Source organism: Actinospica sp. (genome assembly GCF_035552695.1).
In the GTDB taxonomy this organism is placed as follows: Bacteria; Actinomycetota; Actinomycetes; order Streptomycetales; family Catenulisporaceae; genus Actinospica.
The window spans coordinates 1-14,630 of record NZ_DASZKT010000057.1 but is presented as its reverse complement, the minus strand read 5'-3'; the positions used below and the strand labels follow the sequence as shown (position 1 = coordinate 14,630).

The 14,630-nt window shown below is 69.7% G+C and carries 10 protein-coding genes; all 10 read right to left on the bottom strand.

Going from position 1 to position 14,630, the window contains the following annotated elements:
* The coding region (locus VG296_RS08650) for a hypothetical protein (protein WP_325564912.1) at positions 1–1,704 on the bottom strand (1,704 nt) is incomplete at its 3' end.
* 10 nt (positions 1,705–1,714) lie between these two features.
* Positions 1,715–2,887 carry a hypothetical protein gene (locus VG296_RS08645; protein ID WP_325564910.1) on the bottom strand — a complete coding sequence of 391 codons (1,173 nt, stop codon included), beginning with the start codon at positions 2,885–2,887 and terminating at the stop codon, positions 1,715–1,717.
* Positions 2,888–2,891: 4 nt separating this feature from the next.
* Positions 2,892–6,539 (bottom strand): hypothetical protein, encoded by a 3,648-nt coding sequence (locus VG296_RS08640; protein WP_325564908.1) that lies wholly within the window; start codon positions 6,537–6,539, stop codon positions 2,892–2,894.
* Positions 6,536–10,663, bottom strand: coding sequence for a fibronectin type III domain-containing protein (locus VG296_RS08635; protein ID WP_325564906.1), 4,128 nt, complete (start codon positions 10,661–10,663; stop codon positions 6,536–6,538). Before VG296_RS08635 ends, VG296_RS08640 begins: the two co-directional genes overlap by 4 nt.
* Positions 10,664–10,853: 190 nt before the next feature.
* Positions 10,854–11,150 carry a hypothetical protein gene (locus VG296_RS08630; RefSeq protein WP_325564904.1) on the bottom strand — a complete coding sequence of 99 codons (297 nt, stop codon included), beginning with the start codon at positions 11,148–11,150 and terminating at the stop codon, positions 10,854–10,856.
* A gap of 90 nt (positions 11,151–11,240) precedes the next feature.
* Positions 11,241–11,729 carry a GNAT family N-acetyltransferase gene (locus VG296_RS08625; protein ID WP_325564902.1) on the bottom strand — a complete coding sequence of 163 codons (489 nt, stop codon included), beginning with the start codon at positions 11,727–11,729 and terminating at the stop codon, positions 11,241–11,243.
* A complete protein-coding gene (locus tag VG296_RS08620; RefSeq protein ID WP_325564900.1) occupies positions 11,726–12,253 on the bottom strand; it encodes a phage tail protein in 528 nt (175 codons plus the stop codon). The genes VG296_RS08625 and VG296_RS08620 overlap by 4 nt, the downstream gene beginning before the upstream one ends.
* A 13-nt stretch (positions 12,254–12,266) precedes the next feature.
* The gene (locus VG296_RS08615; protein ID WP_325564899.1) at positions 12,267–12,773 is read right to left on the bottom strand and encodes a phage tail protein; all 507 of its coding nucleotides are present in this window, start codon (positions 12,771–12,773) and stop codon (positions 12,267–12,269) included.
* A gap of 9 nt (positions 12,774–12,782) precedes the next feature.
* Entirely contained in the window at positions 12,783–13,280 is a 498-nt protein-coding gene (locus tag VG296_RS08610) for a phage tail protein (protein ID WP_325564897.1), read from the bottom strand.
* 39 nt (positions 13,281–13,319) lie between these two features.
* A partial coding sequence (locus VG296_RS08605) for a beta strand repeat-containing protein (protein WP_325564895.1) occupies positions 13,320–14,630 on the bottom strand: 1,311 nt, incomplete at its 5' end.

Here is a 14,630-nt window from a genome sequence, read left to right as displayed (position 1 = left end):
TGGCGGCGACCCGATGAGGCCGGTGACGAGGCGGACCAGGTCGAGGGTGCCGGGCAGCGCAGCCTCGAAGATCCAGGCCCCGCCGCCGGGGTACTCCGCGCTGGCGGTCAGCTCGATCGGTCGCTGGTCCGGTACCGCGATTTCGGCGGTGCCCTGGATGTTGCCGGTCACGGCGCTCTGCGAGACGTAGACCTGGAGCTCGAGCTCGACCAGGCGGAACGAGACGACGTCGGAGGGTGCGATGCTCCAGTCGCCGGAGAGCGTGAGCCCGGCCGCGAACTCCTTGCGCGGCAGCGAGGCTGTGCTGTTGAGGGCCTGGACGGTGAGGTTGCCGACATCGGGCGCGTCGCTGCCGAAGAAGGCCTCGAACGCCTTGCCGATCGGGAGGTCGAACGGCTCTTCGGTGTAGGCCGTGAACGAGAGCTCCGAGAGGTCGAGGCGGACGGTCACGACGATTTTGTCCGCGTCCGGATCGGTCTCGATTCCGACGAGCTCGCCACGAGCCTGCCGCACGGCGACCGGCGCCTGCGCGCCGAGCGACGCCGCGCGCTTGACGCCGAAGGCCATCGTGCCGTAGATGCTGCCGACGATGATCGGCTGGCCGCCGGTGAACGTGAAGAGCCAGCGGACTCCCACCTTCTCGATGACGATGAAGGGTATGGGCGGGTCCCACGGATGGCGGGAGGCAATGCCCAGCGACGTGTAGTCGAGTGACGGCAGGACACCGTCGGACGGCGGCACGATGCCGAAGCCCAGGTCCGACAAGCCGAACTCGGAGAGCGGCGCGAGGCCGGGCGGCAGGGTGAAATCACCGGAGTCGTCGACGCCCGCGATGGCGAGCAGGGCCTGGATTCCGCCCTCGAGGTCCAGCGGGTCATCGAACTGGATCGCGAGTGGCCAGAGCTCGTCGCCGAACAGCAGCGGCCCGCTGATGTCGACCAGGCGCGGCGGATTGCTCGGCAGGCGGACCTTGGCGTACAGCAGCGCGGCGGAGAGCGGAGCGCCTCGCTCCGGCAGGATGTACGGATCGGGATAGTCGGTGGCCAGACGGATGCCGACTTCGGTCACCTCGAGCCGGCCGAACTGCAAGGAGGCGCTCGGCGCGACCGCCGGCAGGTCGAGCACGGGGGGACGGGAGTCCGTGAAGTCGACCTCGCCGTCCACGAACAACGTCGCGCCGAGGAACGGCGCGTACTGCTTGAGCACGTCGCTGCCCGGCACCCGGCCGTCGCCCTCAAGCGGCAGCGAGCCGGCGAGGCGCGGGTGGGCGGGTGCCCCGGTCGGCTCGTTGGTCGCCGTGATCGACGGCTGCAGCAAGATGAGCCCGCTCAGCACGCTCGGGCCGCGCCGCAGCCCGGCGCCGCTGTTCGGTGCCACGCGCCGGCTCGGTGGCAGGGCGGTAAACGCCTGGCCGAGCGTCCACGGCGTCGCCTGCGCGCCCAGCGTCAGCTCGATGCTCAGCGACGCACGGGTGCCGCCGACATCGCGACCGGTGAGGAGCATCGACCACGAGGAGTTGAGGTACGTCGTAGTGCCGGTCACCCACGCGCTGTCCGGCCCGAGCGCCGCCTGGCCGCCGGTCACCGGCAGCGTCGCCGCGCCGAGGTTGCGTAGCAGGTCGGCCAGCCCGTCGGGGTCGTTGCCGCTCAGCTGCCCGCTGGTGGCGGCGGCCTGCAGCGCGCGGTAGATGTCGGTCAGCGACACGGCGCGGCCCTCACGTCGCCGGTGCGGGCTGGGGAGGAGCGGGCGCGAAGACCACGAGGTCTTCCTCGAGCCCGAGGGCGCCGGACCGGGCGCGTGGGATGAACCGGACCATCTCCTTCGGCGCCAGGATCCCTGGTTTGGTGAGCCTGATCTCGATGTCGCCGTACTGGTAGACGCCGGTGTCGAGGTTGTACTCCTGGATCGTGCAGCTCTTGGCGTTCGTCGTCTCGTAGTTGGTCCAGCCCTTGCTGGTGGTTCCGCCGTTCCGGTCGAAGACGTACGCGTTGTAGCCGTGCTTGTCGATCGTGATGAGCCAGTCGTCGAAGACGTTGAGCACTTCCCTGACCGGATGGCGGTGAGAGTTCTTCGGTCCGGCGCTGGCGACGACCCAGTCGGCGGAGAGGGCCTCCGCGAATCCCTTGATCCGTCGCCAGTTGAAGTCGTCGGGCTCGCCTCTGGCGTAGTAGTCCTCGACCGCGGTGCGCAGCGCGCCGTGGTGAGGGATCTCGAGGCCGACCACGCGCGGTATCAGGTTCCGCTTGGCGTCGATGACGTCGGTGGCCGCGTCCATCGTCTGGTGCGTCGCGTCGCCCGGCAGGAAAACCGAGTACGAGCCGTTCTCGACGACCACCATGGCCGACGACGCGTTGCGCACGATGTCGGCCGTCCGGCCGGTACCAGTGATGGCGAGGCCCGAGATGAGCACGCGGAAGTAGGTGTCGCCGTGCTTGTCGATGTACTTCAGCTCGCTGCGCTTCGTGGCCTTCTTGTAGTCGCTGCGTTTCGGCGCATCGAATTCCAGTTCGTCGGTGTCCATCTCCATGAGCTCGACGAACGACTCCACCGTGCCAATGTTGGTGTTGCTCCAGTTGGAGCCGCCGAGGACCGCCTGCGCGAGGGTGGCCTTGGTGCCCGACAGCTTGTCCTCCAGCTTGCTTAGAAGCTGGACGTGGTCGGCGTCCTGGTGCGAGATGACAAGCAGGTTGAGGACGGCATCCTTCTTGTCGAGGATCTTCTTCGCCACGTAGTCGACGGCGAGCTGGCCGCCGTCGCTCGTGCCACCACAGTCGATGAGCGCCAGGTAGTCGGCCGAGTCCTTGACCACGCCGTCGTCGTAGATCTCGACCAGCGTCGTCATTCCCTGACCGCAGTACAGGATCATCACGCGAGTGAGGCTCGGCATCGGCTCAGTCCTCTCCTGCTGGGCGGCGCGTGGCGCGCACCTGTTGCACCAGTTGCTGCGTCGGAACGGGCGTCGCGCTCTTCTTGTCCGAGTCGGACGCGTACGCCATGTACCAGCCGATCTTCGGGTCGCCCGTCTGGTTGGGGATGCCGAAGAGGATCACGTCGTTGTAGCCGGGGGGAAACGCCAACCCCAGCAGGCGCAGCGCGAAGTCGCGCATGACGAGGGTGTACGTGCGCCCCTTCGCCACGTCGTTGTCGACCTGCATCTCGATGCCTTTGAAGCCGAGCTTCACCACGCCTTGCAGCGGCAGGCTGACGCCGATCACGTCCTTGGCGCCGGGCAGCTTGACTCCCACGTAGACGGACGGTTCGGTGCCGGTGACACCCGGGCTCCAGGCCACGAGCAGGCCGATGGCGATGGCCTTGTTGCCCGACAGCGCGCCGAGCGTTCCCAGCTCGATCGTGTAGTCGAGGCCGTACCACGGCTGGGAGAGCTTGGCCTGGTCGAGCGGCGCGGTGACCGACGTGTAGCCGAGGTCGGCGGGCGACTGGGGCGGAGCGCCCGGCGACAGCACCGGGTCGGGGGTGGCGACCAGCCCGGCCAGGCGGATCGGGAACTTCGAGACGAGGGCGTCGGCGCGCGCCTTGCTGTTGGCCGTGTCGAAGGACAGGTTGCCGTCGAGCAGCCGGAAGGTGGGGTTCGTCGGGTCGCCCAGGCTGAACGACATCGCGATGCCGAGGTTGCCGAAGCGCAGGTAGCCGTCGGCTTCGCCGGCCGCGGTCGCGCCCCAGCAGAACGGGTCGAAGTCCGGCGGCTCGTAGAAGCGAAGGTTGCCGGCCAGTTGAAAGTTCGCTTGGACGGTCGGGTCGCCCTTGACGGGGTCGGCCGCCTTAGCGGTGACGAGCTGCGTCGACAGCAGCTCGACGCTCTGCAGCACCAGCCCGTCCAGCTGGAACGTGTTCTGTCCGGACATCGAGAACACATAGGTGTCGTGGATGGAGCCGTCCGGCATCTGCTGCTGCTGGTGCGCGCCGTCGAGCATGATGTTGTTGCCGTGGGTGGTGGGGAACAGCCTTGCTGGCGCGCCGAAGAGCCGGTTGATGAGCAGCTGGACCCGGCTGGCGAAGGTCGTCACCACGGAGTTCCGGACGCCGACGGTGAGCTGCAGCACGCGGAACGCGAACGGGATGTTCTCGCTGAAGTACTGGTCCTCGGGATTCTGGTAGTCGATGAGGCCGAACATCGAGGTGCGCTGGAAGCGGATCGCGCCCTTGTCGAGGCGGTACGGCGTCACCGACATGCCGAAGTGGTGAGCTCGGAACTGCTCGGGGTTGATGCCGGCGGAGAGCACCTGGAGCTCGGTCGGCAACTGCTCGAGGGGCACGTCGACCGACAGCGCGAGAACGCCGGTCCAGTTGGGGCGGGTGACCATCTCGACGAAATTGGCGTACGGCGACGAGTCGGATCGGGCGACGGCCTCCTTCGCGGCCGTGATGACGTCCCGGATGTCCTTCTGCGCCTTCGCCGGTCCATCCGGCGCCGCCGCTTCGGGCCACGACCACGTCGAGACGTCGCCGACCAGCTCGTCGACGGTTCGGCCGAGCGCGAACTTGAACAGCAGGTAGCCCCCGGCCGAGCTGCCCGGCGCCAGCCGGAACGGGAACCCGCCGATGACGGGGGTGAGCTGGCTGGCGAACCGCTCGAACACCGCGGACTGCTCGTCGGTGATGCCCGGACTCGCCGCTTGGAGAGCGGCCCGGAACGCGTCGCGCGTCTCGTAGCGCGTGCCCGTCATGTGGGCCCGTACGGCGTCGAGCACGGTGGTCGGAATGCCCTTGCTGCCCGGCGGTGTGCCGATGACGTCGAGCGCGAGCGCGGTCAGCTGGTACGCGACCGAGCCGTGCTTGGCGAACTCCACCGGGTTGCCCATGACCATGAACAGGTTGTTGGTCTGCATGGCCTGCTGGAACTTCCCGGTAACCGACGTGAAGCGCAGGTCGGGCAGGGCGGCCGCGTCGCCGGTGTGGCCGATGCCCAGCCACGTCCATGCCAGGCCGTCGTCGGTGACGCCCACGCCGAGGCCCTGCGGCGTGACGCCGACGTGCTCTGCGCTTGCGTCCGCGGCCCGCTCCGTGGCGGCCGGCGGCACGAGCGCGTCTCGCCTCGTCGGCGCGAGCGCGCGCTGCTCGATGGCGACGGCCTCGGCCACCACCCCCTCCGCCATGCCGTGGAACGGCGCCATCGGGAACACCATGGCGCCAGCCGCGGCGTCGACGGATGGACCGGCCAGGTCGGCGGCCGCGATCTCGTAGAACTCGAGCAGCGTGATGCTGTCGTCGGCCAACGTGGCCGCCGCCGACGCGTCCGGTGCCTTGAACAGCGGGGCATCCTCGGGCTGGCTGTAGTAGCGCACCGTCACGTCCGGTGGCGCCGACACGCTGACCCATGACGTCGTGCCCGGGCCGGTCAGTGAGTCGGCGCCGGTGCTCTCCGTGCCCAGCGGTGCGAACGCGTGGTGGTCGGGATAGAACGTCAGCGCGCAGCCCGAGCCGACCGGCACGCCGAGGTACTCCATGCCGGACGTGCCGCACACGATGCGGTCGACGGGGTCGGCGCCGGCCGCTCGGGCCGCGCCGGCCGGCGGGCTGACACTCACCTGGAACGAGCCGTCCGGCACGAAGTAGTAGCCGCCGCTCGTCGATTCACCCACGAAATAAGGAGAAAAGGCGAGCACCAGCCGGGCAGGGACCTCGTGTGTCGGGCTGGCCGGCTGCGGCGTCAGCGACACCTCGTACCCGAGAGCGGTGACGTATCCCGACGGCAGCGCCGGCTGCTCGGTCGGCTGGTCGCCCGCATCGGTGGCCGCGTCCGGCCACGGGAAGAACCCGAGCCAGGTGCGCGTCCCGTCGAGCGGGCGGAGTGGGTCGATCTGGGCGTGCAGCGTGAGGTCGGCGCCCTCGGGCTGTCGGACGACCGCGAAGCGAAGCGTGTTGACGAAACCGCCGTCGCCCGGCGTGAAGAAGCGCATCCCCGCGCCCAACCGGACGAATCCGTCCCCCTCGTCGTGCCGCGCGTCGAGCCCGAATCGCCAGGCGCCCGCGCTACCAGGGACCATGCTGAGGACGCTGGATCCCGGGCGCGCGAACAGCATGTCGGCGGGCGTGTAGAGGACGAGCGCGGAGCTGAGCTCGGTGTCGCCGACCTCGAAGCCCCATCCCGCGCCGGTCGATGCACCTGGGGCGACCGTGCCACCGCCGACGGCGGCGAGCTGGTAGTCGGCGAGCAGGAAGTCCGCCCCGTCCAGCCGATAGGTCCCGTCGCCGTCGCGGCGGACCGCGAGCTGGGTCGCCACCCACGACAGGTAATCCTCGTCTGCATTGAGGATCCACAGGAACCGCGGCCGCGGGTTCGGCTGGTAGGCGTCGAGCCACTCCTGGAGAGAGCGGAGGAACGCGGCGGAGTCGGCGGGAGCCGTCGCGAGGAAGACGTAGATCCCCCTCGGGTCGGTCGACCACGTCGTGGTGAGAAGGGGCTGCGCGCCCAGCGCGTCCGGGTCGGTGGCGAGGAAGGCCGTGACGCGATCGGCGGGATCGGCCCAGTACAGGGGCGTGGTGCCGTCGCGGGTGAAGGTCGGCTCCGGCGCGCTCATGACCACCGTGCTCCGTTCTCGACGTCGATGCTGTCGCCGTGCAGCAACGGAAGGTCGAGCCAGCCGGGGTTGCCGGGCGACCAGTCGAGCCGGATCGGCCACGTCTCGCCCACGGCCGCCGTGAGGTCGGCGTCGGTGACGGCGGCGGCGCGCGCGCGGCGCAGCGAGACGCCCTGCAGCGGCCGGTCGAGCACCGGAGGCCGATGCCCGCTGGACGCGAGAAGCTGCCCGACCGTGGTGCCGACCGGTACCAGCCTGGCGGTGCCGTTAAGACTCACCCGCGTCATCGGGCGGATCACGGTGCGGCCGCGCAGGTAGGCGGCGGCCACCTGGGCGCCGGGCGGCAGGTTGCCCCGCACGTTCTTCGTCGCGGTGTTGAGCGCGTCGATGCTGGTGCTGGCCAGGAGAACCGCATTGCCCTGCAGCGTGGTCACGCCGTTCGAGTTCGTGGGGATGAACGTGCGCGGGTAGACGATGCGGCAGAACGGCGCCCGAACGGACGGCGCGAACGCGTCGAGCAGGCCGCCCGACCCGTACGCGCGGCCGGTCCCGAGCGGCGGCACAGGGAGGGGTATGACGACACCGCCCTGGGTGGCCAGCGACGCGAGGAACGCGTCGAGCCCGGTCAACCACCGGCCTTCGCTCTGGTAGGCCGCCACCTCGTAGTCGGCTGCCGCCGTCGTGACGAAGCCGGAGAGCTGGGCCTGCTCGCTGGACGGGCCGACCACCTGATAGGCCTCGTACTCGCAGCGCAGCACCATGCCCGGGCGCAAGTCGAAGCAGCCGTCCTTGAACTGGACGCCGTAGGCGAAGTAGAGCGACTCGGCGAACGTCTGCGGCATGGCGCGCGACAGCGCCTCCTGCATGGCGAGGATGCCGTACGCGGTGACCGTGAAGCTTGGCTGCTGCAACTTCTTCACGAAGGCCGTCCACGCCGCGATGACGTCGACCCGGTCGTCGAAGTCCCATACCTTGCTCGTCGCGGGGATCGTGAGCGTGTAACCGAACGGTGGGCTGGCCGGGGCGAGGGTGAAGCCCAGCGTCGGGTCGAGGCCGGCGAGCTTCGACGGGTCGGGGGCGGTCGTGAACAGATTGGGTAGGGACAGCACGATAGCGGCCGGCGTCACCGCCGGGTTGTTGCCAGGGAACAGGAAGGACCGGCCGAGGAACAGCCCGGGTGGGAAGAGCGCCACCGGCTCCGACGGCGCGCCCACGTCGGCACCCGCGATCGCCTGCACCACCACGGTGCCACCGCCGGACGGCGTCGCCTGGAGCGACCACGAGCCGTCCGTGCCGGCGGTGTCGCCCAATGCCGTGGCCGTGTTGCCCACGAGCGTGCTCACCCGGTAACCGCTGACCGGGGCGGCGGTGACGGCGTCCCACGTGACCCGGACGGCGGTGCCGTCGTACGCCGCCTCGACGCCGAGCGGGGCCATCGACGGCACGTTCGTCAACGCGGACGGCGGGCCCTCGACCGCGCACCCGCCTGACGACGCGGTCGCGGTGACGCGTACGGCGTATCCACCGGCCGCGGCGAACGTGTCGGCCGGTACGACGCACGACGTCGCCGGCGCGTCGACCGACTGCTCGTGCACGGTCGTGGTGCCTTGGACGATGGTGACCGTGTAGGCGGCGGCGCCGTCGACCTTGGCCCAGGAGATCTCGCAGGCGCCGGTCGCGGCGGCGAACCGGACCGACTGGACGCTGGGCGTGCCGGTGACGAGCGCGACGCTGCTCGCCCGACCGACGCTGCTCGAGCCGGTGAACCGCACGTTCGCCGTCCATGGTCCCGGCCGGAGCGGGACAACGGCTTCGGTGCCGCCGATGTCCAGCTGGTGCCCGACCACGCCACCGGTGGCGATCGCGACGCGCGCGGCTCGCTCGGTCGGCGGCGCTGCCCAGGTGAGCCGGACCGCTTCGCCGTCGTACCGCGCGCTGGAGAGGGCCGGCTCGTCCGCGACGACGTCGACCGGCTGGCAGGCCAGGCCGCGGGCCCGATCCCCGGACATGGCCGCCACGGTCACCGTCGGCGCGCTGTCGACGCTGCCAGCCGGCAGCCCAGCCGGTGGGTAGGGGATGGTGGCGTGCGGCTCGGCGACGACCGCGACCACCGGGTTGTGGTCCGGCACGGCGAGCGTGACCACGTAGCGGTCGACCAGCGCGTCGAGCACCGGGTCCCACGTGATGTCGAGGTCGGCGTCGTCGAAGCTCACGGCCAGCCCGGTGGGCGCGACCGTCAGCACCGCGGCGGCGTTGCCGAGCGGACCGGTCACGCCGCCACCGCCGCTAATGCCACGCAACGCGATCGACGCGCCGCCAGGCACGTCGTCGGGCAGGGTGAGCACGAGCGGTGGCGGCGCCGGAGGGCTGGGCGGCAGCGTCGTCTCGCCGCCGTCCCACCGCACGACCGGCTGCACGTGCTCGAGCGCCGGTCCGGTCGTGGGGCGAGCCCAGTCGACGGTCACCACGCGGCCCGTTGTGACGGTTGCCGTGAACAGCGTGGGTCCTTGCGTCAGGAGCGTCTGGTCGGCCCACGGACCCATGGCCACGCCCGCGACCTCGGAAATGCGCGCGTCGACGGTGGCCGACGTCGGGATGGCGAGGGCTGCCGAGCACCCGTCGACGACCGTCTCCACCGCGAGGCCGTCGCTCCCCGCGGCCAACACGCGATAGCGGCCGTCCGACTTGCCGGTCCATGCCAGGGCGACGCGGCCGCCGTCGACTACCGCGCTGGTGATTTCCGGCAGCGCCGTCGGCGCGGGTACGGGCACCGACCACGGCCCGGTGGCGATGCCGAGCACACCGCGCACGGCGACGGCCACGCTGCCCGACGGGATGGGGAAGCTCGCCCAACCGCCGGGGTCGACCCGCTGCGGGATGCCCCAAGCCCCGTCGGCCACCAGCACGGCGTCGATGCCGAGATCCGTGGGTGGTAGCGCGCCAAGGCCCGCGCGCACGAGCAGGTCGTCGCTACAGCGGACGGACTCGACGGCCGGCGTCCCGACGACGGCGGGCGCCGTCGCGGCTGGGCTGCTGGCGCGACCCGCGCGCGCTCGTACGGCCACCGTGTGCGCCGCGCCGACCGGGACCGGCCAGTCGAGCGCGAGTGTCAGGGCAGCGGCCGGCGGCACGGTCACGGTCCGCACCGGTGCGCTGCCTTGGAGAACGGTGACGTCGTAGGCGGTGGGCATGACGCCGAACGGCGGCGTCACCGCTATCGAGAGCGCGGTGCCGTCGCAGGTCGTTGCGCTAATGCCTGGCGGCCGCAGGACGACGGCGACCGGCGCCGATGCCGGCCCGGAGCCGGTCGCCACCAGCGCCTGCACGACGACCGCGTAGGCGTTGTCCGGGTCGAGGCCCGCGGGCAGGACGCCCCGGGTCGCGGGCGCGGGGACGTCGCGGCGGGCGACGACCGATGCCCCGTCGAGGACGGTGATGCGGTAACCGGTCGCGCTGGTGACGGCCGTCCAGCTGACCGCGAGGTCGTTGCCGTCGGCCTGGACGCCGAGCACGTCCGGGCGCGTGGTGGGGACGGCGAACGCGGCGCCGTACGGACCGATCGAGAGGGCGGACTCGTCGTCGTTGACGAAGACTCGCGTGCGCGCCAGCGACGCGGCGGCGACGGTGCCGGGACGCGGCGGCGTGGCGATGACGGTGCTCGTGCCACTGACCGGCAGCTCGGGATCGGGCGAGCCTTCGTTCACGGACAGCCGCAGCAGGAAGGCGCCCTCCGGTGTCCCGGCCCACGACAGCGCGAGCGCGCCGGTGCCGGGGTCGGTCTCCGCGGCCGCCACCGCCACGGTGTCGAGGACGACGGGAACGGGAGCCGAGTCGCGGCCCGACGAGGAGCCGCTGTGCCCGTTGACCACGACGTAGGGTTCGCGATCGGCGCTCAGTCGCACCCAGAGGGACGCGCACTGGCTCGCACCCACGTCGACCTGCGCGATCGTGACCGCAGGCGGCGTGCCGCCCTGGTAGACGGTGACGGTGAACGTCGTCGACGGGTGCGGGTCCGCGGTCCAGGCCACCGTGAGCAGGCCGGCGTCGTAGCGAACGGAGGTGATCTGGGGCGTCGAGGGCGGAGCGTTCGAGGGGACCGGGTCGTCGCTCGGCGCCATCGACATCGGCTCCCATTTCTTTGGCGAGTAATCACCGAACCTACCGGTCGCATGCCGAGGAGAGCAATGCGTTCCGCGCGTTTCGGCGGTGGCCCGTTTAGGCCGCGACCGGCGAAAGCGTTTGACTATGGATTAGGACTAGGCAGGTAGCGCGATCAGGGCGCGCGAGCAGCGCCGAGGTGCGGTGAAATTAACATTAAGCAACTTCCGAGGTCAGCGGCCACTTGCTCATAGCGGCACGACATTGATAATCGCCGATCGCCAGCGATTCCAGCGACGTCGTCCGTGCCAGAATCATGGTTGGCAGGAAATAAGATGTGGCCGGGTTAATCCGGTCGGCATAAAACTGGTTAATAAGATCAGCAAGCGATACTAATAGCATCGGTGCCCCCGGGTGCAGCCAGGCGCGAATAATATTCGAAATAAATAGAGTGCCGGAAGCGGTCCCGATTTTTAGGCTAACACGACGGGTAGCGGCTGGCAAGGTCCGCATAGGTAGGAATAAATTTGAATTGCACATTAGCGCAATCTTATGAAATGCCCGGTATTCCGCCGTGGCTGGGTCGGGCGTCAACGGCACGGTTCACTCGCTGAGCGGCGGCGTCCACTCGAGGAGCAGGTAGACGCCCTTGTCGGCGATCTGGCGGAACCCCAGCCGGTCGTACAGGCGCCGCGCGGGGTTGGACCGCTCGACGTGCATCTGGACCGGCTTGGCCGCGACCGTGGCGGCGGCGAGCACCTGCGTGAGCAGTTCCGTCCCGATCCCCTTCCCGCGGTGCTCGGGCAGCAGGGCCAGGTCGATCACGTTCCATGCGGTCTCGCTACGGTCGACGTACAGACGGCCGAGCACTTCGTCACCGCTGACGATCAGGTCGTAGCTCGCGTCCGGGAAGTTCGCATGATAGTAGCGGTGCTGGGCGTCGAACTGCATGCGCAGGAACGCTTCCTTCTGTGCCGCGTCCCAGGGCACGACGGCCAGTTCATCGTCGCGTGTGCTCGCGTAGATCCGGTACAGCAGTTCGGCGTCGCCGGGACCTGCGGGGCGCAGGGCCTGCCGCCCTACGGTGGTCACGACCGGGCCGGGAAGATGCCCCGCAGCGCGACGCAGAAGTTCAGCGTTAGGTACGGCATCAGGTTGTTGTGCGGGCCGCTGGCGCCCCCGGAACCGCCTATGACCTGGGCCGCCATCTGCTGGGTCGCGGCTCCGGCCTGCGCCCTGTAGATGGCGGGCGAGGAGCGCGCCAGTGCGGTCGCCGAGGACGGCATATTCAGGTCGGCTGGGCGAGCGTCTCCCTGGAGGGTGTGGGGGTGCGGCGGAAGCTGCGAGGAAAGCAGCGTCACGGTCTGCGATCCGCCCGTCTCGCCGAGGTCGTACGGGCTGAGCCCCGGTCCCTGACCCGGATGCATGGGAGAGGCGCCCTGCAGGTTCGGCAACCCGAAGGTAGTCGTGCCGTTGCCGCCGAAGTAGGTACCGAACAGCGCGAACAGCGCAGTGTTCTGGCTGATCGGGATTAGTTGCCCGTTACAGGACGCCCACCCCGTGGGGGCGAAGCCGAACGGGAAGATCCTGATCTCGCCGAGGAACGGGTCAGCCACCGGGGCGCGCCTTTCAGGCCGGAGACGGGAAAATGCCGGACAGGGAGATGATGAACGTCACGCACTGATACGGCTGGACGTTGGGATGCGGCTGCCCGCTGCCGCCGCTCGGCGGGATGCTGCCGGGGGCCATCGCGGTGGTCGCCGCCGCCTGGATGTAGGCATTGCCCGACCCGGTGCCTGCGGGCACGTTCTGGGCGGGTGCGGATTTGGTGGCGCCATCGGTGGAGCACATGAACGAGTGCGGGTGCGCGGGAACCTGGCCGATGGTGAGGGTGACCGTCTCCGATCCCGCGGCCTGCCCCATCGCGTACCCGGTGCCCTGGTGCACCGGCAGCCGCCCGCGCAGGTCGGGCAGGGCGAAGTTGGTGATCCCGTCGCCGCCGTACGTGGTGCCGATCAGCTGGAACAGCGCCGGGTTCTGATCAATCGACATCAGCTGGCCATTGCACATGGCCCAGCCATACGGGGCGAAGTTCCACCCGCCCATCTTGATCTCTCCGATGTAAGCAGTGGCCACCGGAAGCTCCTAGTTCTGCGACGGGTAGATGCCGGTCAGCGCGATGCAGAAGTTCAGCACCAGGTACGGCTGCATGTTGTTGTGCGGCTGGCCGCCGCCAGCGCTGGTGACGGTCGACGGATGTATCGCCGTGAGGTGCGCCGGCGGCGCGTAGATGTTGTCCGCCGCGCCGAGGTAGTTCTGGGCGGGCAGATCCGAATCGGCGGCCGAGGAGGAGCCGTAGGCCGCGTGCGTATGGGACGGCGTCTCGTTGGCGTTCAGGGTGTGGGCCGGTTCGCCGCCGACCTGCCCGAGCGTGAAACCGGTGCCGACGTGGTTAGCCGTCCGGCCCTGCAGGTTGGGCAGGCCGAAGGTGGTCTGGCCGTCACCTCCGTAGGTCTTTCCCAGCAGCGAGGCCAGCGCCTGGTTCTGACTGACCGGGAGGATCTGCCCGTTGCACAGTGCCCAGCCGCGGGGGGCGAAGTTGAAAGCCATGATCCTGATCTCGGACAGGAACGGTGTGGTCATGTGCTCCCCTGCTCTGGTTTCCGACCGTTCTGATATCCCTCACGGCGCCGGGCAGCTCGGCCCGCCCACGAATCCGGGGGCGCCGGTGACGGTGGCGAGGACGTTGGCGGCACTGTCGCTGTTGTTGCCCGCCACGAAGGTGCCGACCGCGGTGGTGTCGGTGGAACCGCCGGTGTACCCGGGCAGCTCGTACGTGACGCCGGCGATGTTCTGGTCGAGCTCGATGTCAAAAGATCCCAGGCTCGTCTGGCCCGACCCGGTGAGCGAGTTGCCGGTGATGGCGGCGCACACCTTGCCGGCGTCCCCGGTGGCGGCGCCGGCCTCGCCGTAGATCCCCCACGCGCCGCCATTGGTGGCGTTACCGGCGGGGTCGGCGAGCGTGTTGCTGGTGATCGTCAGGTTCAAGGTCGGGCTGCCCTCGCGGTCGATGTAGTAGATCCCGGCGAAGTCGTCGTACTGGTAGAGCTTGTTGCCGGTGATCGCGAGCGTCTCGGTCCCCGCGCCTTCGGCGTAGGCGCCGATGCTGTTGCCGCCGCCGGAGTTGGCCACCGTGGGCGATCCGACGGTGTTGCCGTTGATCGTGCCCGACAGTGTCCCGGAGCCCTCGTTGTCTACTCCGATGCCGTTGGCCGTGATGTTCTGGACGTTGTTGGCGTCGATAGTGATCGTGGTCGTGTTGTTGCCGTGCGGCTCGATCAACGCGCCACTGCCGCCGGCGCCGCCGACGCCGACGCCGCTCACCTGGTTGTCCGAGAACGTGACGCTATCGGTTCCTGTGGAGGCGGAGTCGGTCGCGAACTGGAACTCGTCGCCCTTGTTGCCCGTCAACGTCGAGCCGGTGACGCTGACGGTGGCGTTCGTGCTGCCGTCGGCATTGATGATCAGCCCGTGGCTGGAGTTATTGCTGGTGTCGCTGGCGGTGCTGTTGCTGAACGTGCTGGCGGTGACGGTCAGGTTCAGCGTTCCGCTGGTGTCGGTGATGATCGCGTTGTTGACGCCGGCGGTGGTGAAGGTGCTGTTCGCGATCGTCACGGTACCGGTGACCCCGGTGCCGTTGATCCCGTTGGCGCTCGCGCCGGAGACGGTGACGTTCTCGATGTCGACATTGCTGGCTAGGTCGATCCCGTTTCCGGCGGAGTTGGTGATCGTGGGATTGGAGCCGGCCGCGATGACCAGGGAGTATCCGCTGACCGTGAGGCCGTGCGGCTGGCCGAACAGGTCCTCGCCGGACTTCATGGTCAGGCCGCCGGTGTAGTTGGCGTTGCCCGTGTACATGAAGATGATGCTGTTCGCGCCCGCCGCGCTGTTCGCCGCGGCCAGGGTGTTGAACGGCGCGTTCGACTCGCCGGT

What these genes read in the sequence shown, in the direction of transcription:
- VG296_RS08645 (WP_325564910.1), bottom strand. Translation starts at nt 2,887, where the DNA reads ATGCCGAGCCTCACTCGCGTGATGATCCTGTACTGCGGTCAGGGAATG.
- VG296_RS08610 (WP_325564897.1), bottom strand. Translation starts at nt 13,280, where the DNA reads ATGACCACACCGTTCCTGTCCGAGATCAGGATCATGGCTTTCAACTTC.
- VG296_RS08635 (WP_325564906.1), bottom strand. Translation starts at nt 10,663, where the DNA reads ATGTCGATGGCGCCGAGCGACGACCCGGTCCCCTCGAACGCTCCGCCC.
- VG296_RS08640 (WP_325564908.1), bottom strand. Translation starts at nt 6,539, where the DNA reads ATGAGCGCGCCGGAGCCGACCTTCACCCGCGACGGCACCACGCCCCTG.
- VG296_RS08630 (WP_325564904.1), bottom strand. Translation starts at nt 11,150, where the DNA reads ATGCGGACCTTGCCAGCCGCTACCCGTCGTGTTAGCCTAAAAATCGGG.